18 protein-coding genes are annotated in these 20,403 nt (G+C 44.9%); 9 read left to right on the top strand and 9 right to left on the bottom strand.

Going from position 1 to position 20,403, the window contains the following annotated elements; all coding sequences use genetic code 11:
- The 3 genes from PL85_RS12660 to PL85_RS12670 all read right to left on the bottom strand — a co-directional run.
- Positions 1-889: TonB-dependent receptor plug domain-containing protein (locus PL85_RS12660; RefSeq protein ID WP_196360410.1), on the bottom strand; the 889-nt coding region annotated here is incomplete at its 3' end.
- The gene (locus PL85_RS12665) at positions 890-2,902 is read right to left on the bottom strand and encodes a prolyl oligopeptidase family serine peptidase (RefSeq protein WP_115339927.1); all 2,013 of its coding nucleotides are present in this window, start codon (positions 2,900-2,902) and stop codon (positions 890-892) included. It abuts the gene before it with no gap.
- A gap of 256 nt (positions 2,903-3,158) precedes the next feature.
- Positions 3,159-4,505: a DEAD/DEAH box helicase gene (locus PL85_RS12670; RefSeq protein WP_088733584.1), complete on the bottom strand. Its 1,347-nt coding sequence runs from the start codon at positions 4,503-4,505 to the stop codon at positions 3,159-3,161.
- A 395-nt stretch (positions 4,506-4,900) separates the two neighbouring features.
- On the opposite strand from PL85_RS12670, the gene PL85_RS12675 reads away from it, so the two are divergent.
- Entirely contained in the window at positions 4,901-5,170 is a 270-nt protein-coding gene (locus PL85_RS12675; protein ID WP_026027153.1) for an Lpp/OprI family alanine-zipper lipoprotein, read from the top strand.
- 108 nt (positions 5,171-5,278) lie between these two features.
- Here PL85_RS12675 and PL85_RS12680 read toward each other — a convergent pair whose 3' ends face one another.
- Genes PL85_RS12680 through PL85_RS12695 form a run of 4 tightly spaced genes read right to left on the bottom strand, consistent with a single transcriptional unit; the run spans position 5,279 to position 9,413 of the window.
- A complete protein-coding gene (locus PL85_RS12680) occupies positions 5,279-6,202 on the bottom strand; it encodes a L,D-transpeptidase family protein (RefSeq protein ID WP_017049254.1) in 924 nt (307 codons plus the stop codon).
- Positions 6,203-6,207: 5 nt separating this feature from the next.
- Complete coding sequence (phrB, locus tag PL85_RS12685; protein ID WP_115339928.1) at positions 6,208-7,620, bottom strand: deoxyribodipyrimidine photo-lyase; 1,413 nt, start codon at positions 7,618-7,620, stop codon at positions 6,208-6,210.
- 16 nt (positions 7,621-7,636) lie between these two features.
- A complete protein-coding gene (locus PL85_RS12690; protein WP_017048150.1) occupies positions 7,637-8,470 on the bottom strand; it encodes a MerR family transcriptional regulator in 834 nt (277 codons plus the stop codon).
- Entirely contained in the window at positions 8,460-9,413 is a 954-nt protein-coding gene (locus PL85_RS12695) for a YbgA family protein (RefSeq protein ID WP_026027151.1), read from the bottom strand. The genes PL85_RS12690 and PL85_RS12695 overlap by 11 nt, the downstream gene beginning before the upstream one ends.
- A gap of 311 nt (positions 9,414-9,724) precedes the next feature.
- Here PL85_RS12695 and deoD point away from each other — a divergent pair, with 311 nt between their 5' ends.
- From deoD to PL85_RS12725, 6 genes are all read left to right on the top strand, one after another.
- Positions 9,725-10,435, top strand: coding sequence for a purine-nucleoside phosphorylase (gene deoD / locus PL85_RS12700; RefSeq protein WP_013868368.1), 711 nt, complete (start codon positions 9,725-9,727; stop codon positions 10,433-10,435).
- Between the two features lie 60 nt (positions 10,436-10,495).
- A complete protein-coding gene (locus PL85_RS12705; protein WP_026028170.1) occupies positions 10,496-11,965 on the top strand; it encodes a lactate dehydrogenase in 1,470 nt (489 codons plus the stop codon).
- Positions 11,966-12,128: 163 nt separating this feature from the next.
- Positions 12,129-13,616 carry a tetratricopeptide repeat protein gene (locus PL85_RS12710; protein ID WP_013868366.1) on the top strand — a complete coding sequence of 496 codons (1,488 nt, stop codon included), beginning with the start codon at positions 12,129-12,131 and terminating at the stop codon, positions 13,614-13,616.
- Positions 13,597-15,177, top strand: coding sequence for a diguanylate cyclase domain-containing protein (locus PL85_RS12715; protein WP_013868365.1), 1,581 nt, complete (start codon positions 13,597-13,599; stop codon positions 15,175-15,177). The genes PL85_RS12710 and PL85_RS12715 overlap by 20 nt, the downstream gene beginning before the upstream one ends.
- 62 nt (positions 15,178-15,239) lie before the next feature.
- On the top strand, positions 15,240-15,626 hold the full coding sequence (locus PL85_RS12720; protein WP_115339929.1) for a DUF3302 domain-containing protein: 387 nt from the start codon (positions 15,240-15,242) through the stop codon (positions 15,624-15,626).
- The gene (locus tag PL85_RS12725) at positions 15,626-16,756 is read left to right on the top strand and encodes an HlyD family secretion protein (protein ID WP_115339930.1); all 1,131 of its coding nucleotides are present in this window, start codon (positions 15,626-15,628) and stop codon (positions 16,754-16,756) included. The genes PL85_RS12720 and PL85_RS12725 overlap by 1 nt, the downstream gene beginning before the upstream one ends.
- A 101-nt stretch (positions 16,757-16,857) precedes the next feature.
- Here the strand turns inward: PL85_RS12725 and PL85_RS12730 are convergent, their stop codons facing one another.
- Positions 16,858-18,048 carry an MFS transporter gene (locus PL85_RS12730; protein WP_019280775.1) on the bottom strand — a complete coding sequence of 397 codons (1,191 nt, stop codon included), beginning with the start codon at positions 18,046-18,048 and terminating at the stop codon, positions 16,858-16,860.
- On the opposite strand from PL85_RS12730, the gene PL85_RS12735 reads away from it, so the two are divergent.
- Positions 18,047-19,174: an endonuclease/exonuclease/phosphatase family protein gene (locus PL85_RS12735; protein ID WP_115339931.1), complete on the top strand. Its 1,128-nt coding sequence runs from the start codon at positions 18,047-18,049 to the stop codon at positions 19,172-19,174. The genes PL85_RS12730 and PL85_RS12735 overlap by 2 nt on opposite strands.
- Positions 19,175-19,186: 12 nt before the next feature.
- Here PL85_RS12735 and PL85_RS12740 read toward each other — a convergent pair whose 3' ends face one another.
- Positions 19,187-19,474: a GNAT family N-acetyltransferase gene (locus tag PL85_RS12740; RefSeq protein ID WP_017042159.1), complete on the bottom strand. Its 288-nt coding sequence runs from the start codon at positions 19,472-19,474 to the stop codon at positions 19,187-19,189.
- Positions 19,475-19,610: 136 nt separating this feature from the next.
- Between PL85_RS12740 and PL85_RS12745 the strand changes: the two genes are divergently transcribed.
- A complete protein-coding gene (locus PL85_RS12745) occupies positions 19,611-20,354 on the top strand; it encodes a flagellar brake protein (RefSeq protein ID WP_013868359.1) in 744 nt (247 codons plus the stop codon).
- Positions 20,355-20,403 lie beyond the last annotated feature (49 nt).

A 20,403-nucleotide genomic window follows, 5' to 3' on the forward strand; every position in this document is an offset into this window, starting at 1 on the left:
GACTTGTGATCAAGAGACAGTCTAATTGCACCCCCAATGATGCCGATAAGGTTTGGTGCTGTTCCTGTTCAAAAAATTCTTTGCTTTCCCATTTGTCATCGCGCTGAATGGAAGCAATCCCTTCTTTGCGGATGTTTTCATCTTTATAGGCGTTAAATTTTACACTGAGTAACAGCGAATCATTGACCATGTGATCGTGGGCTAACGATGCACTGAATCCTTCAATATCTCGGTTATAGAGATCTTGGTTAAAGTTGCGAGCCTCTTCGCCTTGCCAATATGAAATGGTCACCAAGCTTTCACCATTTCCATTGCGCACCGCTAGCGTGCTACTGCTCTTATATTGATTGCTGATCCCTGTGTAGGAGCCAGAGGCATCAATATAGAAATCACGTCCTTGCAAATAATCCGCCGGCGATTTTGTGGTGACAACCACAACGCCGCCGATCGCGCCCGAACCATGGATGGTAGACCCTGCCCCTTTCACAACCTCAATGCTTTTTATGTTGTCTAAGGCGAAAGTATTGCGGCCTACTTTGTCGTTAATGTCATTGGCACCATAGCCGTCCGATGCGGCGACGCCATCTTGAATGATCGCAATTCGGTTGCCCGTCATCCCTCGAATCGTGATATTTTGTGGCCGACCAGCACCACCTGTAACACTGATTCCGGGTTCATGACTCAATACATCATACAGTTCTGTCGCGCCTTGTTTTTCAATGCTTTCACCGTCAATCGCTGATATTGAGCCAGCGACTTTTGACAACGGCTGCTCTACTTTATTGGCACTCACCACCACTTCTTCAAGCTTGGTTAGGCTGAATTCGGCATGCACTGACCCTACCGCAAGCACGCTAAGCACCGCTGCGGTGATTGGAGAAAGCTTCATTTACTGCTCCGCTTTTTTGTTTTTATCTATGGTAAGAAGAAAGGCGTATTCCACGGCCTGTTGCTGTAGTGCCTTACGTGAATCGCTACTGTGCCCGCTATTGAAGTCCGTCCATAACAAGTAAGGCCCGCTACCCGTACTCATCATCGACATTTTTTCTATGTATTTCGCGCCTTCCCAATAAGGGACACGGTTATCAAACCACCCGACACGGACGAAGGTTGGCGGATAAGGTTTGGCTTGAATATTGAGTAGTGGGTCATAAGCTTCAATTGCTGAGCGTTGCAATGGCTGGCTAGGATCTCCCCACTCTCCTCGCTGCTGCACCGAGAGTGAAGAGGAGTCTTCTGTGGACATGCTTCTAAGCACATCCACAAAAGGCACTTGCAGCACCACTCCAGCAAAAAGTGCTGGGTTTTGATTAACCGCGGCCGCAACTAAGGTTCCACCAGCGCTGCCGCCAATCGCATAAATAGCGCGTTGGCCGTTATTAAAATGCTGCAATGAAGAGGCGACGTTCAGGAAATCTGAGATGCCTATTTTTTTCAGAATGCCAGACCCAGCGCGGTGCCATGATTCACCGTGATAACCACCACCGCGCACATGAGCAATCGCATAAATTACGCCTTGATCCAATAAACTGATCACTTGTGGCATAAAGTACGGACGCATAGTGACGCCATACGCGCCGTAGCCATAAAGAAAGACGCTGGACTGTGCGCTCAAGGTGTCTTTTCGGTACGCCAAAGTGACAGGAATAGCCACGCCATCAACATCCACCACAATATGTTGTGACTCATACTGTTCCGGTAAATAAGCAGGATAGTTGTCTTGACCCAGTCGCTTCCATTGTAAGCTTGCCACATCAAACTCACGCCAAACTCCTGCAGAAACCATCGACATTGAACGCACGCGCAGTTTATTGCTTTGCCAATCACCGTTACGAGAGACCCAAGCGACTTCACTTTCTGTTGCCAAAGGCTGTGATGCTCTCAACTTTCCATGCTGATCCATAATGGCTAGTTGAGAATGCTGTGCTTGGTTGGTTTTAACCACAACGCCAGCTTGATATAAATAAAAATTATCCAGCGTGGAATGATCATCTGGCGCATAAAAAAGCTGCCAAGGGTTTTCATTCATGCTCAGTAATCGACGGTAGAGTGCAAACTTGCCGTTGAGGTTACTATTGATGTAGAGCCAGCCATTAGCAACGTCTGCGTAGTATTCAATACCCGGCTGTGCGGCACGAAGCGGAAGGCTTAAGTGAGAGCTGTTGGTCTCTAAAATACGTTGTTCACTGCTGTTTTCGTTGTTGACTTGCACGAGGGCAAAATGCGGATCCGCCGCCAAATAGAGAGACACGATCCACTGCGGATCAGCCCACTCCCATAGGGTTTTTGTCTGCTTGCTCAGCACATCATAGCGCTGCAATAAGCTAGAAGAACGGCTTTCTTCTGCCGCCAAAAAATAGAGATATTGGCCATTTTCAGACCAAATCGCTTGAGTCGTTGCAGATTGGCTAAGCACGATTTCCTGCTTCGATACACGATCCACCAGCGTCAGCGTGTAGTGCTCTTCGCCAGTAAAATCTTCGCTTAATGCAATAAAGCGGTCCCCTTTTGCCACCGCCCAATTGGCTAACTGGTAATAATCTGATTGCTGCTGTCTTACACTGATATTGACCAAGCGCTCAATTGGGCTGTCTTCTGCGGTCTTTTTAACAACAAAACGTTCACCCTTAATTACTTGATCATGATAGTAATTTTGGTACTGGATGAGCCAAGGTGTCGGTGCTTTTACGCTCTGACTCTCTGACCATGTTTTAACTAGTGCATTAGAAAGTGGTGCGGCTTGATTGAGCCACTGTTGTGTTTTTTTATTGTGGTCTTCAAGGTGTGCTCGAACCTTAGGCTGGCTACGCGAGCCATCTTCCAGCCACTGTAGTGACTCACCATAAGATGAATGAAAACAAGACAAACCAACAACAAAAGCAATGATATTGAGTAATTTCATTATGATCAGTGAAAACATAGCCAATTATTATAATGAGGCGCAGCTTGCCACTAAACGATAATGAGATCAATTATCATTTTTATATAAAATAGAGAAATTATGAAATTTATAAGGGTGAACGTTTGCGTGTATATAAAAACACCGCCAATTTGGCGGTGTTTTTATAATTAGGGTGAGGTTGTCTCAGCAAATACTGGCATTGAGTCCGTCAGCAGATTCGATTGACCGAAAGGTCACGCTGACAAGACGCTCGCGGCTACTCATCGTCAACTTTAGGTGCAACTCTCTTTTTCGGCACAAATACCGCATCACCCACTGCCACATTCTGATAAAAGGTTTTATCGCGTTTAACGGGCTTCTTATTGGCGGTGTGCGCCTTGGGCTTAGTACTTTTAGTCTTAGCGGCTGCGTTTTTCTTAAAGGCCGGAACGCGTGGTTTTAGTCCGGTAAATTTACCTTTCAGATCATCAAATTGAGAGAACTCGATATCTTGCTGCAAAAAGGCTTCCACGCGCTTGAAGCTGTCCCAATCTTTTGGGCCAACCAGCGAGATTGCATCACCTTTATTACCCGCACGGCCTGTACGACCAACACGGTGCACATACTCTTCCGTATGTTTGGGCATATCAAAGTTAATCACGTGCGTCACGTTCGCGATATCAAGGCCACGTGAAGCCACATCCGTCGTGACCAAAATTTTAAAGACGGCGCGCTCAAACTGGCTCATGATGGTGTTGCGCTGGTTTTGATTTAAGTTACCACTCAACGCAACAGCTTTCAGTTTCTGCTCGTTGAGTTTAAGCGTTAAACGCTCAGTATCAGAACGAGTTGCGGTAAAAATGATCACTTGTCGATATTCGGCTTCTTGCAGCACGCGTTCGAGTAAGGCTTCTTTGTGATCGAGATGATCACAGAGGTAGAATTTTTGGGTGATGTCTTTATGCTCTTCGTTGGCAACACCAATCGAAATGCGTTTTGGATCTTTAAGCAACTCGGTACCAAAGTCATTCACTTGGCCGTGATCAAGCGTTGCGGAAAACATCAGTGTTTGGCGACGACGGTGGTTCGCTGCATGATGAATACGGCGTAGTTCCGGAGCAAAACCTAGGTCCAGCATGCGGTCAGCTTCATCAAGGATCAGCGTATCTAAACCATCAAGACGCAACGAGCGGTGCTCTAAGTGATCCGCTAAACGACCAGGAGTCGCCACAATAAAACGGGGGAAACGGCGCAGTGCTTTTACTTGGTCGTTAAAGTTTTCACCGCCCACAATCAGCGTTGCTTCGTAGCTCAACCCACTGAGCATAGTACGTAGCTCACCGTACACTTGTTTGGCCAACTCACGTGTCGGAGCGAGAATCAGAGCTCTAGGGTCTTTTGCTGATAACGCTTTAGTTTTGAGAGACTTATGCAGCATTGGCAAAACAAACGCTAATGTTTTACCCGAACCAGTCTTAGAGGATGCCAACAAATCTTTACCTGCAATCGCCACGGGAACCGCTTGTTGTTGGATCTCTGTCGCTTGTTTGAAGTCATAGTGTTTGAGGGTCTTCAATAAGCGATTGTCTAAGCCTAAATCTTTAAACTGCAAAGGATTCTCCAAAAATTTGTAAAGTTGCCACAATAAATAGGGCAAGAGGTCAAAATGAAAACGCAATATGATAGCCCGAAAGGCGCTTAGATAGATAGAGATCACATAAAAATAATCAGCACGCACACTTTTTCAAGGCATAAGAAGATAGAAAATACGTCTCTTAACGATGAGACATAGCGGAGTAAATGGGCATAAATTGAAATTCTTGGATTATTTTGACGTTCGGCTACTGGGTGAACGCTAGAATAGTGTCTACAATTGAGTTCGTCACTATATGATGATTTCCAAAAAAGCGTATACCCAAACGACTTGACGTTGCAGGTAAACAGCACCGCTGTAGCTTCAAGTAGGAAAAGTATAATAGGGCATCATTGATAATAATCTTACAAACAAGGAGTTCAATAATGAATAAGATGTTAATTGCAGCTGCAGCCTCTTCTGTACTTCTACTTGCTGGTTGTGCATCAGGCCCTGATGACGCAGCAATGACGAAAATGGATCAGCTAAGCAACCAAGTTAGCCAACTCAGTGATCAAATTTCTGCACTTAAGAGCGAGCAATCGACACTTTCGTCTAAAGTAAGCCAAGCGGCTGATGCCGCTGCCGCTGCGCAAGAAGAAGCGGCTCGTGCAAACGAGCGTATCGATAATATTGCTCAGTCATACACGAAATAATTTCGTTATATTCCATAGCTGAAATTCCTTAAAAGGCTTGTTAATTCAAGCCTTTTTTATTGCTGCTATTACATGGTTCACCATTAATGAACTCATCAACTTCTTTAATTACTCCAATGAGGTTGAAAAATCTGCAGCCACAACTTCGACAGGCACACCATTTTGCGCCAAGATCACCGCTCTCGCTTTCGCATCTGATTTGTTAAATTCATCCAACCACCAGCGAAGTTCTTGCGGTACCTGCAACTCTTTTTTACTGCCGTTACTGCGCGTTAAAGGTTCATGAGCTTCAAGAAATACGCTTCGATCTGGCTCTAAGGCTAATTTTATCGGCTCATCAATTACTTTCACTTTCTCGCCACGCTGAACCTGCTTAAACAGCCATTCAATATCCTTGGGATCCATACGAATACAACCTGAGCTGACTCTCATACCAATACCAAAATCTTTGTTGGTACCGTGGATCAAATAATCACCCGCACCATAAGCGAGACGAAGCGCGTATTCGCCAAGCGGGTTATCTGGCCCAGCAGGCACCACCGCAGGCAGTTCAATACCTTTCGCTTTATATTCAGTGCGGATCGATTGAGGAGGTGTCCAAGTTGGGTTCGGCCGTTTTTGGCTGATAGTGGTTTCCATTTCGGGCGTGTCACGACCAATACGGCCAATACCGACGGGGAAAATATGCACTTTGCGTTTTTCAGGCTCAAAGTAATAGAGCCGCAGTTCCGCTAAGTTGATGACGATGCCTTCGTAAGCCACGTGCGGTAAAATAATTTGTGACGGAATGGTTAGCACAAACTCTTGCTGCGGCAAAAATGGGTCAATTCCTTTGTTAGCCGCCATCAAAGATAAAAACCCAACATCGTACTGTTTTGCAATTTGCGCTAAGGTTTCGCCCTGCTCAATCACGTGATATTGAGTTCGGCCAACCATGCTACTGCCTTCGGCAGGAAAATCATAAGTCGCGGCAAACGCGTTCACACTGAGCGCACCCCAGCAACAACACAAAGAGAGTAGCTTGCGTAGCATGGTGATCAGGTATCCTTGGCGTCTTTATAGATCTGTAAGGTTATCTCTCTTTCTACTTTATGATCAACCATTGGCGCGGGATATGACAAGGAATTGACGGCAGGGAATTTCCAAGGCGTGTGGATGTACTTATCTGGCAACGAAGCCAATTCAGGTACCCACTGACGAATAAAATCACCTTTCGGATCAAAACGTTCCCCTTGGCTGGTAGGGTTAAAAATTCGAAAATAAGGTTGCCCATCACACCCAGTTGAAGCGCACCACTGCCAACCGCCATTGTTGGATGCATAATCGCCATCCACTAATGTTTGCATAAAATATTGTTCACCAAGTCGCCAATCGATATGCAGATCTTTGGTTAGAAAACTGGCCACCACCATCCTTAATCGGTTATGCATCCACCCCGTTTTATTGAGTTGGCGCATCGCCGCATCGACAATAGGGAACCCGGTTTGCCCCTGCTGCCAACGTTCAAAGGCCGTTGAGTTCTCCCACCAAGATACATGTTTCCCCCAAGGTGCAAAATCTTTTCCTTTGCAGAGATCAGGACGAAACCCGATCAGATGCTGATAGAATTCACGCCAAATGATTTCGCTCAACCAAGTTTGCGCCCCTTCAGACAACCCAATATGTTGCGATTCAGCGTATAGACGCGCCATACATTGACGCGCAGAAAGCGCCCCTATTGCGAGATAATGTGACAGTGCGCTGGTCGAATCCAACGCGGGAAAATCACGCTGCTGGTGGTAATTCTGTACCTTATCACGGCAAAACTGGCGTAATTTAGCGCGAATTGCATCGAACTCGACCACCCAATGATCACTGCTGATGCGTGGATAGCTGAACGAGCGGTGTTCGCTCCACAGCAACGGCTCAAGATCCTTTATGCGTTTATAATGTGCAGAAATAGGCGTTGGTAAAATTTGAGGAAGAGCCGCTTGTGATAACCACGCTCGTTTAAAAGGCGTAAAGACTTTGAAATAATCACCTTGCTTGTTTTTGACCGAACCGGGGGTAATAATGCACTTATCGTCGTATGCTCGCCACTCGATCTGGCGCTCTAGGCAAAACTGGCTCGCCATCTCATCACGCTGCAACTCATTGATTTCATAGTCGCGATTAACCAACACTGCGCTGGCATTAAGCTGCTTAGCCATAGCGGCAATCTGCTGCGCAGCATCAGCGTAATCATCGACTTCCTCATACAATAGAGCAATATTGAGTGCTTGCAGTTCACGTTGCAGCTCAAATAAACGCCGATAAATAAGATCCGCCTGCATCGGAGCAAGATGGTGTTTTTGCCACTGTGCTGGCGTTGCAATGAATACGGCAACAACAGGTTCTTCACCATCAATGGCGGCATGTAATGCCGTATTATCAACGGATCGTAAATCTCGGCGCAGCCAGAGTAATTTCACTGTGCATCCTTACTGATTAATCTAACGAATGGTGCAGACGAGCAACCACATCTGACAACGAAAGCTTATCTCCCAGTGAGATCCGCAATTTCCGTAACGCTTGAACTTGCTGCTCGGTTAGTGCTCGGTTGGCAAACAGCGCAACCTGTTGGTAGTTTGCTAAAGCATCATGATCAACAAGAGCGGTAAGATCTTCGACACCATCTAAGATAGTGAGGTTATACCCAGCTTCCACCTTTCCCACGAACCATAACCAAGCCAGTATGCTCGATGTTGGATCAAGATTAACGCAAAGACATTTTCCTTTAGTTGCCGCTTTGTTTTCCGCTTCAATGATCGAGCTCAACTTGCTTATCATCAGTGCCTGAAAAAGCCCTTTTTGCAAACTGCGCAACGGTCCTTTAACCCGCTCTAACGTGTCGATGACAGGAAAGACAAACTGCTGCTCAACAATCTCTAACGGATACTCTTTCAATACTGTAGCAATGGTTGATTCCGCTTTGCCTTTATTGAGATCCACTAAAGCTTGCAGCAATTGTTCTTGCTCTAAAAGCTCTGAACCATGATTTGCCAAAGTATCGATGATGCTTTCACTGCCACTGAGCAATGCACTCACTTTGCCAATCGAAACCCCTTTCGCCAGCCAACCTTGAATTATGCGAATCGTCGCAATATCCTCTTGTGAATAAAGGCGATGCCCTTTTTCCGTGCGCTGTGGCTGAACGAGGTGATAGCGGCGCTGCCATGCACGCAAGGTAACGGGCTTTACTCCAGTCATCTCGGCAACGTCTCGAATAGCGTATAATTTTTCAGTCATCATGTTTTCAGTCAGTGGGTTCTCATAGTCCATAACGTAACCTTAGCGTTTGTGGATAAGGCGATAAATAGTGCTGTTGCTGCAGATAAGCATCGGGATACATTTTTATGTAATGTTTGAGCAACGTAATAGGCGCAAGTAAAGGAAGCTCGCCAGTTCGATAGTCATCAATCAATTGCGCTAACTCCACTTTCTGCTCTTTGTTTAAGGCTCGTTTGAAATAACCCTGAATGTGCATCAAAACATTGGTGTTATTTTTACGGCTCGCTCTGTGTTTAAGCGCATCCATTAGCCCTTGGCGATAGTGCTCAATAAAATACTGTGGCGGATGCTGCTTGACTTCAGCCACCAAACGGCCGAGTTCTCGATACGCTTGCGGGTGATGCGCCATTAACGTCAATTTGTAGCGTGAATGAAAGGCCACCACTTTGCCCGGTGTCGGGTTGTCACCTATCGATTGATAAAAGTCATGTAAACAGTAGACACGCGTAATGAAGTTTTCGCGAAGCACAGGATCATGCAAACGGCCATCTTCCTCTACAGGCAACCACGGCATTTTACGCATCAAAGTGGCGGTATAAAGACCAACGCCCTCTTTATCCGCTCGCTGATGCTTATAGACTTTGACCCTTTCCATGCCACATGTTGGGGATTTCGCACAAACGATATAACCACACAATTTCATCAATTCGAGTTCATCAACTTTTCGTTCTGAGAAATCGAACATGGCTTGCGTGTAATCTTTGGTTTCATCTTTAGTTTCAACCAGCGCTAAACGCTCTTCGTGAGAGATCAGGCGAATGGTAGGCCTTGGCACGGTTAAGCCAATCGCAACCTCTGGGCAAACGGGTATGAAAGAGAAATAATTCGTCAACTCTTTGGTCACAAAGTCACTCGCTTTGTGGCCAGAATCAAAACGGACTTGCTCTCCCAGCACACATGCACTGATCCCGATACGAATTTCTGGATTACTCATCGCCGCCTCATATACAAAAATATTTGTTGTATAATGTATAGCACACTCCAACCACCTTATACAAAATATATTTATGTACACATAAAAGGTAAACGTTTACCCAAATCGATTGCCTTACCACTTTCAACACTTTTAGTTATCAATGAGCTCAAAAAAGGGTATTAACCTTAATTCTGTGACTAATCTCTCAAGGAACAGTGTCAGGTCTAGCTAATATTGCCTCAACAAAACACATCAGATTCAACAGAATTAGTAATTTAATCCACTTATTGCGGATAAATCGCTGACTCGAAAACTTTGGAGTAACAACGATGGCAACCCCACACATTAATGCGCAAGTTGGTGATTTCGCTGAAACCGTTCTAATGCCAGGCGATCCATTACGTGCAAAATACATTGCTGAAACTTTTTTAGATGATGCTAAACAGGTTTGTGATGTTCGTAGTATGTTCGGTTATACCGGTACTTATAAAGGTAAAAAAGTATCCGTTATGGGCCATGGTATGGGCATTCCATCATGCTCGATTTATGTTCACGAGTTAATTTCAGAATACGGTGTAAAAAATATCATCCGTATTGGTAGCTGTGGCGCAGTTCGTGACGATGTCAATCTAATGGATATCGTTATTGGTATGGGTGCTTCAACCGATTCCAAAGTTAACCGCATCCGTTTTAACAACCACGATTTTGCCGCGATTGCGGATTACGGATTGCTTGAAACAGCCGTCAATCAAGCACGCGCACAAAACGTGCCCGTGAAGGTAGGCAACGTGTTTTCCGCTGATCTGTTCTACACACCTGAAGGTGATTTATTCGAAAAAATGAATAAGCTTGGCATCTTAGGTGTGGATATGGAAGCGGCCGGTATTTATGGCGTTGCAGCGGATCTAGGCGCAAAAGCATTGACGATTCTTACGGTGTCAGACCACATCATTCGCGGTGAGAAATTAAGCTCTGAAGATCGCCAAACCTCTTTTAACGACATGATGAAAGTCGCGCTTGAAACAGCGATTAGTATCTAATTTTTAAACCTCAGCTGCTCACCCAAATTGGCAGCCTTAAATTACCCCGAGGGGGCGATTGTGTCCAACGACCAACTACCCAAGGACGCAGATGGTTTACAACTCAACTTTTGTAAAACATTGGCGTGTGACAACTTTGGACTGAGTGAAGCCGAACGGTACGTTCTGCAGCGCGTAAACCCGAAGCGTCCAACGATGGTTTGTCGTGAATGTGGAGCTTTCCCCCCCTTACTTAACAACCGAGAAGTGTTAAACGAATTACACCGTTTAAGGCAGCTTCACAGCGACGGGTTGCCCGCTTGCCGCAGTGATGATTGCCAAAATTTCGGTTTATCTGTTCATACGCACAAACATCTCTATCACGCTTTTGGCTACAGCGGCGATCGCCAGCGATACCGTTGCAAAGCTTGTCAGAGTACCTTTGTTGATAAGTGGTCAGGAGCCAACAAAAAACTCGTTTTTCAAGAAACCTTACTCGGCCTACTCTTCATGAGTTATTCGGTGCGAGAGATTTGCCGTAAATTATCCATCAACCCAAAAACGTTTTATGATCATGTCGAGCACATTGCCAGTCGCTGTCGGCGAAAACTGGCCATGATTGATGCGCGTTGGGTGAATCATGCAAACCAATATGAACTGGCTTGCAATTACATCCCGCTCCAACCCCATAGCGACAACGGCGTATTGTGGTTTGCAACAGGTGAAGCCAAAACAGGTTACATACTCTGTCAGCACGTAAACTATTCCGCCAATGAAGAGCCTGCAGGCGAGCTTGATCACAACCCCTATCACTCGCCCGCGCGTTTTGTTTCTCGTGAACATTCATCCGAAGCGAATCTACCCACTCCTGACGCATCTCCGCTATTACGTGAGCGTATTGATCAGAAATACCAAACGATTTTAGCCCGCGGTAATGTTGAAGACCCCATGGGTAACCTCACCACTTTTCATTACCCTTCTAAAGGCGCCTTGATACGCCCTCCTTACACCTCTTATGCTCACTTCCTCCACGTGCTGGATTTGTGCCTTGAAGATAAGCGAGTTTCTATCTATCTGCCTCAAGATCCGGTTTTACGTTCTGCAGCATTGAGCGTCTGTTTGCCGCGAATCAAGCGTAAGAATGTTGACTTAATGTACGTTGAGGAAGATCCGCAATGGCAAAATGGACATTCCGTGAATAAAACGGACATTGTTCACATGGGATGGTGGCGAGATCGCTGGGCTATTGCCAATCAGGCACAGGCTGCCAAAGGTGTTTGCTATTTGGCAGGAGACAATCCAACACCCGAAGCTTGGCTCGATAAAGCATCGATTAAGCAAACAGAGTTCTATCAAAAACGCTTCCAACTGTTGTTCGAAAGCTTTATCAACGAACCGAGGCGCAAACTTCGCCCTGGCGGCCTACAACCAATGCTGGATATTTTTCGTGCTTGGCACAATCTGTGCTACCAAGATAAACATGGATTCACCGCCGCCCAAAATTTGGAATTAACCAAACATCCACTGACATTGAAAGAACTACTCTCTTAGATTTTTAGGTTATATTTAGACTGTGGATTGTGAAGTAGCGCAAATTATTGTGGTAATGAATAACCAATGCACCCACTTTTGGGAAAGTAAATAGTGCGCTTTAACGTTGGCTTCATATAATGAATCGGTGACTTAGGCTTCTTACTTTTGAGGAACAGCCCGTTTGGATAAAAGCCAATACCTTCTTGAAATTGAAATAGAACAGCTTAGAGCCCGTATTGAAACTGAGCCGGAGAAGGTGTCGATCGTCGCGGAGCAGTGTTTATTGAGAGCACAGCAGATCTTTTTCCCAGAAGGGGCGATTCAATGTTTGATCATTTTATCTCGCTGCGCTTGGTGTCTAATGGACTACCGCGTGGGTTTAAAATACATTAAAGAAGCCTTATCCACTCAAAATACCCTCGATACTGATGATTGCCTTCCCGAAATTCTGCATATTCACGCGCTGCAACTTTGGGGTCAGGCAAAATATTATACCGCCCAACAATATTGGATAAATGCCTTAGAACAATCAGCTCTGGTTGATGAAGTTGATATCCAGATAGAGTGCCTCATTGGTCTGGGTAATGTTTGGCGTATTACCAACGAATATCAACTTTCATGTTCAACACACGAGCTAGCCGTTAAAGTTGCTAATAATGCCCGTATCCATTGGTTAGAAGGCAAAGCCCGTATTCTGTGGGCATGGGATCTCTATCTACTTAACCAATACATTGATATGCTCACGGTGCTCGATGGTGCAGAAGAAGCGCTACAGGATCATCCCGATAAAACTTGGCAAGCCGAGGTTTGGGATTTTCGCGGCTTGGCACTGCTCGGGCTTGAACGAATCGAAGATGCGGAAGCGGCAACCACCAAAGCACTCGAACTTGCCGTGGAGCATAACCTTGTGTGGATGAAGGCCCACTCATTCATTAGTCGAGCTCGTTTGGAACTGCTGAGAAAAGACTCCAAGAAAGCAACTGAGCTGTTGCTTCTTGCTGAAGCCTCTGCGGCTTCGTTTGATAAAGGTGAGCTACTTTCACAAATTTGCTACCAACAATCCCTAGTCGCAGAGCAGCGTGGTGATTTTAAAGCTTCTTTAGCCTCATTTAAAAAATATCGCCAATTTACGGTTGAGATGCTTCGAGAACAAACGGCGCGCATTGGTCTTGATAAAGCAAGAGCCTCTAAGCGACAACTTGAGCAACGAGCACGTAAACTCATTAACCGTATTCGTGGTCAACACGAATACGACCCAGAGAAACATCTCTCCAATGTAGTTTCAGAGACTTATTGGTGGGAACAACTCATGTTGTTCAAGACCGAGTTGAAGCATTCTAATCACGCCGTCATTGTCATCCAACATAACGACTCAAAGTACCTCGATGTATGTACCGAGATTGCCCACTCGCTCTGTAACCAAAAAGATCTCGTTTCTCGTTTAAGTAGCGAACGCTTAGCGCTGCTTCTTGCCGATAAAGGCGATGCAGCGCTGCACGTCTTCCATGTATTGGCTAAGATGATTGAAATATACCCCTGGGAAAGAAAAGGATTAACGGGGTCGCTACCTCAAGTGATGTTCCAAGACATTTTGAGTTTCCCATTCACATTAGAACAACTGGAAGACAGTCAACCTCAGGAATGGTCGCATGGAAGTACTGCTCAGTAAGATTAAAGATACGGGTTTGGATGCCACCTCCGTTTCCGGAGAAGAGGCCATCATTTTCTGGAATCACGTCCGACAACATATAGCCTCAACATCAAAAGAAAAAGCACTTAGCTACATCATCAGTGCAGAGTATCGTTCAGAACTGCATCAGTCGTCCGCCAGTATAGAGGAGCTTCGTCACGCCTTAGCATTACTTGAATTGCCTAAGGACGCCGAAATTATTTTGTCTGTGAAAAACAGTTTAAGCGATCGCCTAATGGAAAGCGGTGAATTTGCCGCGGCGCTCAACGAATATGTGTCCGCTTCTAATATTGCCGTCGACACAGGTTACATTGACGAATATGTACTAGCCGTCATTGGCATGGGTAACCTGTGTGATGCTTATGGCGAGCACAGCCGAGCCCTTCGTTACTATCAAAAAATTGATAGTATTGATCACGCAATCACCAGCCGCTCATTACGCCTGCGTTATAAACTTTACATGCTATCGTGTTACATTCAACTGCACCGAATCTCCGCCGCCACCGACCTAATTAAAGAGTGTGAAGAGCTGAGTATTTTGGTCAGCGATAAAATTCTTACCGGGCAAATTTCACTCTATCAAGCTCAACTTTATCTTCATCAGGATCAAGTCGATAAAGCGCTCATTACGCTCTCTAGTGTTCAGTACAGTGCTGGAAATATGAATTCCACCTGGCTATCGAATATGATTCGAATTGAAACGGCCAACTGCCTTGCTAAAATAGGCAAAAGTCATATTGCCAATATGATGCTGGCCAGTACAGACAAACGTCTGCAACGATACACGTCACCCACGATGGCCAAGCAGCTGTATCGAGCATTCAGTGCCGTGTGCGAGCGCCAAGGCCTTTATCAAGCCGCCCTGATTTATGAAAAAAAAGGCTTTCGAATTGAAACTGATCTGATGAAAAACATCCCGATTAGTGAGCTGGGGGCCAATCAACTGCGTCGCTTATCGCGCTTTGAATTGCAATTGAAATTGATCTTATCTGAGATTGAAAATCGCGAGCTCAAAGAAACCACCGAACATCAAAAGAATGCCGTAGCCCAACTTCAACAGGATGTCTTCACTGACCCACTCACCACCTTACACAACCGCCGCTGGTTAGATGTAAAGCTGAAAGACCTACTGCTTCATGAGAAGCTATTTGCATTTCTAGTCATTGATATTGACCATTTTAAATCGATTAATGATGAACTTAGTCACTTGGTTGGTGACAAAGCGATAGTCAATGTTTCACGTGAGTTGAAAAACTACTTTAAATTCCGAGGCTCCTCCTGTGTCCGTTTTGGTGGAGAAGAGTTTCTGGTGATTTTAGAAGATTGCTCGCTCGACCAAGCTGAAATGCATGCCGAAAACTATCGAGAACGCATATTCCAATTTGGTTGGCACGATATTCTAGGTGAGCGCGGCTTAACCGTCAGTATCGGTATAACCTTGCATCGAGATGGTGAAAATACACAACGCACATTCTACCGCGCCGACAAAGCCTTATATCGCGCGAAAGCGAATGGCCGCAACCAAGTGTGCACTGAGTAACTTTCCATCACGTTAAGCTATTGGCTGCCGTTTACACTCGTCATTGAAATACAGGAGCAACTATGTTTTTAGATTACTTTGCCCTTGGTCTACTGATTTTCGCAGCCTTGGTCATTTTTTATGGAATCATCGTCATTCATGATATCCCCTATGAAATCGCCAAAGAGCGCGACCATCCACATCAAGATGCCATTCATGTTTCTGGCTGGGTCAGTCTATTTACCTTACATGCAATCTGGCCATTTTTGTGGATTTGGGCAACCTTATGGCGAAAAGATCGCGGGTGGGGGTTCACTAAACTTCAAGAAGAGCAGCACGATATTCATCATCGTGTCGATGAACTTATCGATCAAGTCGCAACACTCACTCGAGAATTACATGAGTTAAAAGCGCAGCCACCCGTTGCTCAAGCGAACATCGACCATGCCAGTAATCAGGAGACAAAATAATGGATTTACTTCTGATCATGACTTATGCCGCTTTATGTATTGCGATATTCAAAGTCTTTAAAATTCCATTAAATAAGTGGACCGTCCCTACCGCTGTATTAGGTGGCGTTATTTTGATCGGCACCCTGATCTTACTGATGAACTATAATCATCCTTTTACTCAATTGGGTAGCCAAGTTTTTTCCACAACACCTGTCGTATCAGGGGTACGAGGAAGAGTGATTGAGGTTCCGGTACAAGCAAACCAGCCCTTAAAACAAGGTGATGTGCTTTTTAGAATTGACCCTGTGCCTTTTGAAGCGGAATTGGCAAAAATTGAAGCTCAGATCAAAGAGGCGAGCCAAGGTGCACTTGGCCTAGAATCGAATGTTTCTGAAGCTGCGGCAGCGAAAGTACAGGCCATCGCTGACCGGGATAAAGCACAACGTGAGTATACTCGTTATCAACGTGGGTATGATAAAGGTGCATTCACCGAACAAGATCTTGATACCCGTCGCCAAGCTTATAAAGCAGCAGAGGCAGCAGTAGAAGTCGCCCAAGCACGTCTAAATCAAGCCAATATCTCCTTAAACTCAGAAATCAATGGTGAGAATACTACCGTTGCTCGCCTGCTTGCCGATTTTAGACAAGCCCAATTCAACCTTGAACAAACCATTGTCAGAGCGCCTACTGATGGCTATGTGACGCAATTAGCTCTCAGACCAGGTGCGATGTCCGTACCATTACCCTTAGCGCCAATGATGACGTTTGTACACACAGAAGATAAAATCTACACAGCTGCATTTAGGCAAAATTCTCTTCAACGCCTAAAACCGGGCTTTGAAGCCGAGTTTTTGTTCAGAGCACTACCCGGAAAAGTCTTCAAAGGAGAGGTGGTTGAAATATTACCTGTTATTGGTGAAAGCCAGATCCAAGCACGAGGTACCTTGCTAGGAACTGAGGCATTACGTACCAATGGACGCGTACTCGTCACCCTTAAAATCACCGATGATTTAAGCGATTATCACCTGCCACTCGGTACTGCTTTTGAAGCCGCTATCTATTCAGACAGTTTCTCTCATGTCTCGATTATGCGTAAGGTACTCATCCGGATGAAAAGTTGGCAAAACTATCTCTACATAGATCATTAGATACCATCCGTCACGACATACGTTGAAAAACAGCCAACCCAGATGTCGCTTGTCTAGTGACTATTGGTATCATGTTAAAAGGGTCGTAAACGACCCTTTTGTTATCTGTCGCTCCAACGCAGAATTCTCACTTCATTACCCGCTTCGGGTTTTACTGGAATATTGAGTGATAAAAGCAGCGAAACAAGTGCCATTACCGCTCCAATATAAAAAACGCTCGCCGGAGAGATAAGCCAAATTAAACCAAACGTGGCGGGGATGAACACGGCCGCAATATGGTTAATGGTAAAAGAAACTCCCGCTGTAGACGCCATGTCCGCAGGATCTGCAATTTTCTGAAAATAAGTTTTAATCGCCAAGGCCAAGGCAAAAAAGAGGTGGTCAACCACATAAAGTGCCGCCGCCCAATGTGCGTTTTGTACAAGACCGTACCCAACAAAAACAACAATCAACCCCGTGTATTCAAACAGTAGCGCTTTACGCTCGCCGACTACACCAATGAACTTACCAATACGTTTAGCAAACAAAAAGTTGAACAAATAGTTGATCAAAAACAGTAAGGTAATATCGGCCGCTGAATAGCCAAATTTCTCCACCATAAGGAAACCAGCGAAAACAGTGAAAATTTGCCTACGCGCACCACTCATGAAGGTCAAGGCGTAATACAGCCAATAACGTTTGCGTAGCACGAGCTTTTTATTTTGTGGCACTTCCGCTTTAAATTCAGGAAAGGCAAAGGCAATGATCAACACCAGCACAAAACCAGCACCGCCAGAAATGGCATAGACCCATTTAAAATCGAGCTGAAACACTTCTAACATTACCCACAAAGCACCGTAAGTGATCAGTGATGCAAGTGCTCCAACCGAAATGAGTTTGCCAAGCATTTCTGGCGCTTCATCTTTATTTAACCACTGCAAAGACAAGGATTGTTTAAGCGTTTCAAAGTAGTGGAACCCAGTCGACATCAATAATGTCGTGAGCAGTAACCCGGTTAAAGAAGGGAAAAAACCCGTCATCGCGGTTCCTAACGTCAACATACCCAATGAGATCAGGATAAATCGCTGCTCTCGAATGAACAGTAAAACGAATACGGCGGTGAAGGCTAAAAATCCGGGGATTTCTCGTACACTTTGTAATAAGCCAATGTCTGAACCATCGAAATTCGCTTTTTCAATCACGAAATTATTCAACAGTGCCATCCAACTAGAAAATGCAATCGGCACAATAATGGAGATAATCAATAGGAAATTTTGTGGCGTGCGCCAACCTTGAGAGGCTTTAGGGTACATGAGAGATCCTTATCTATGTTTCAGCGCATCATATACTCAAGTCGCCTTAAAAGGCGAGAGCTCATCACAACAGGAAACAAGGTTAGGGATTAGCACTGCTAAATTACACCGTTCGGGTATAAGATCGACCGAGACACAAATATTGGGATTTAACATGACGATTACGTTCGCAACGATTAATTTATTCAATTATTTAGCTCCGCCGAACGCATATTATCAGTTCGACAATATTTACACGCAAGCAGAGTGGCAGAAAAAAAAGCAATGGTTTAACCAGAAGATCCAACAGCTGGATGCCGATATCATTGGCTTTCAAGAAGTTTTCAGTTTTGATGAACTGCGCAACCAGATGATGGATTTAGGCTACCCGTATGTGGCCTGTGTAGATGAACCTATCGTCAAAGATGGATACATCTACAGCCATCCGGTTGTGGTGATTGCCTCTCGCTATCCTCTGCGCCAAGTGAGCGCCGTACATGGCACGCTACCAAACCAAGCTGCCCCTTTTTGCTTTAATCGTACACCGTTACACGCTACGGTTTGCCTACCAATGCTCGGGGATATCGATGTCTATATTGTGCATTTTAAATCTCAACGTCCGGCAGAATCGCCTGCGGCACCTCATCATCTGATCGATGAATGGCAACAAGAAACGCTAGGACGCTGGCTCTCTACTGTTCAGCGAGGCTTTGAAGCAAACCTGACTCACCAATATATCGTCAATACTCAAAAACAAACTGGGCGGCCTTGTGTGCTAATGGGGGATTTTAATAAACCGTTACATCACGAGGAGTTTCAAGGACTACTATCACAGGCCTTATACCGCAGACCAGAAACACAACAACCGCTGGCTGGCTATGCGCTTTACGATGCTTGGGATCTGCATACCGAGAGTGTTGAGCAGCCTCGCAAAGCCACTCATTACGCCGGAGCCACGGGATCTGTACTCGACTATATTCTCCTTTCCGCAGACTTCGCGCCTTTTATCCAGCCAATGAAAAGCTATATCAGCCACTATACTGTGCTTGATCAACATCTGATCAACCCAAGCTATGAGCTCGATAACTTTAGTACTGACCATGCACTGGTCGCGGTCACATTAAAAGTAAACACTACACCGAGCTAATGGGTTTGTATGCTACGACTCTCGATGCAATAAATGCTGCCATTCACTGTGTCGATTTAAATAATGCACAACATAACTACAGACAGGTTTGATGGTGTAACCTTGCGCTTCAATTTGCGGTAATACACTCTCCATCATTATTTTTCCGTATCCTTTACCCTGAAGTTCATCCGGTACGCGAGTCGAAGTAATAAACAACACTTTATCCTGTTGTTGGTATGTCACAGTTGCGAATAGATTTCCCTCAAGATGTACTTTATATTGACAATTTTGTATATCATGTTGCACTTCATGAATCATGGTAACGTCCTAATTGATATATAAATCAAATAAATTGATATTCTCAGAATTGAATCTTCCAACATCTACCCCTAGAATTTAAACTATTACAAAAATTAGAATAAAATGCAGCTACTGCATCACGGAGAAAATTAAGATGGAATCGCAGTCGGCAGTGCTGAAAGATGAACAGAACCCAAACCGTTCAACCGAACGTAATAAAACCCTATCGACACTTAATAGTACTGATGCGTTATCTATGGTTGAACACAGTAGTGAACTAACCTTAAGTATAACCACTCCCGTTGGTACGAAATTCCAGTGTAAAACGTCATTTATCGGTACCTACTCTCATTCCCATCTTCTTGTAGAAATTCCTAAAATTTCCGCAGATGATCTCTCTTTTTTCTTCCAAGAAGGTTTTTGGATGAATATCAGAGCTATTTCACCACGTGGCGAAGGGGCTTTAATCCATTTTCGTAGCCAGTTGTTACATGTATTGCAAGAGCCTATACCGCTCGCCATGTTATCCATTCCCAACAGCATGCAAGTGACCCAACTGCGCAAAGAAGCTCGTTACGATGTGAATCTGGCAGGAAAAGCAACGGTAGGAACGCATAAGTCGGATTGTGAGGTAAGAGATCTCTCCAAAAGTGGCTGTCGTTTTGTCACACCTCCTCTTGGGCGCACTTTCCAAGTGGGTGATAAGATTAGTCTCGAATTATTTACGGATCCTCGCAGCAGCCAATTCTTTGCGCCTTTGATGGGTAAAGTTTGTAACTTGCAACGCTCACTGCACTATGCTCGTTACGGAGTGCAGTTTGATGAAGAAGGTGTCAAAAATGCGAAAAGTTTATTAGGTCAACTGAAGTTTGATGGCACCAAATTGACGTTGAAGTAATAAAAACGCCCTGTTAAACAAGTTAAGTCAGGGCGTTTTTACTTTTTAC

Source organism: Vibrio anguillarum (assembly GCF_001989995.2).
Lineage (GTDB): Bacteria > Pseudomonadota > Gammaproteobacteria > Enterobacterales > Vibrionaceae > Vibrio > Vibrio anguillarum.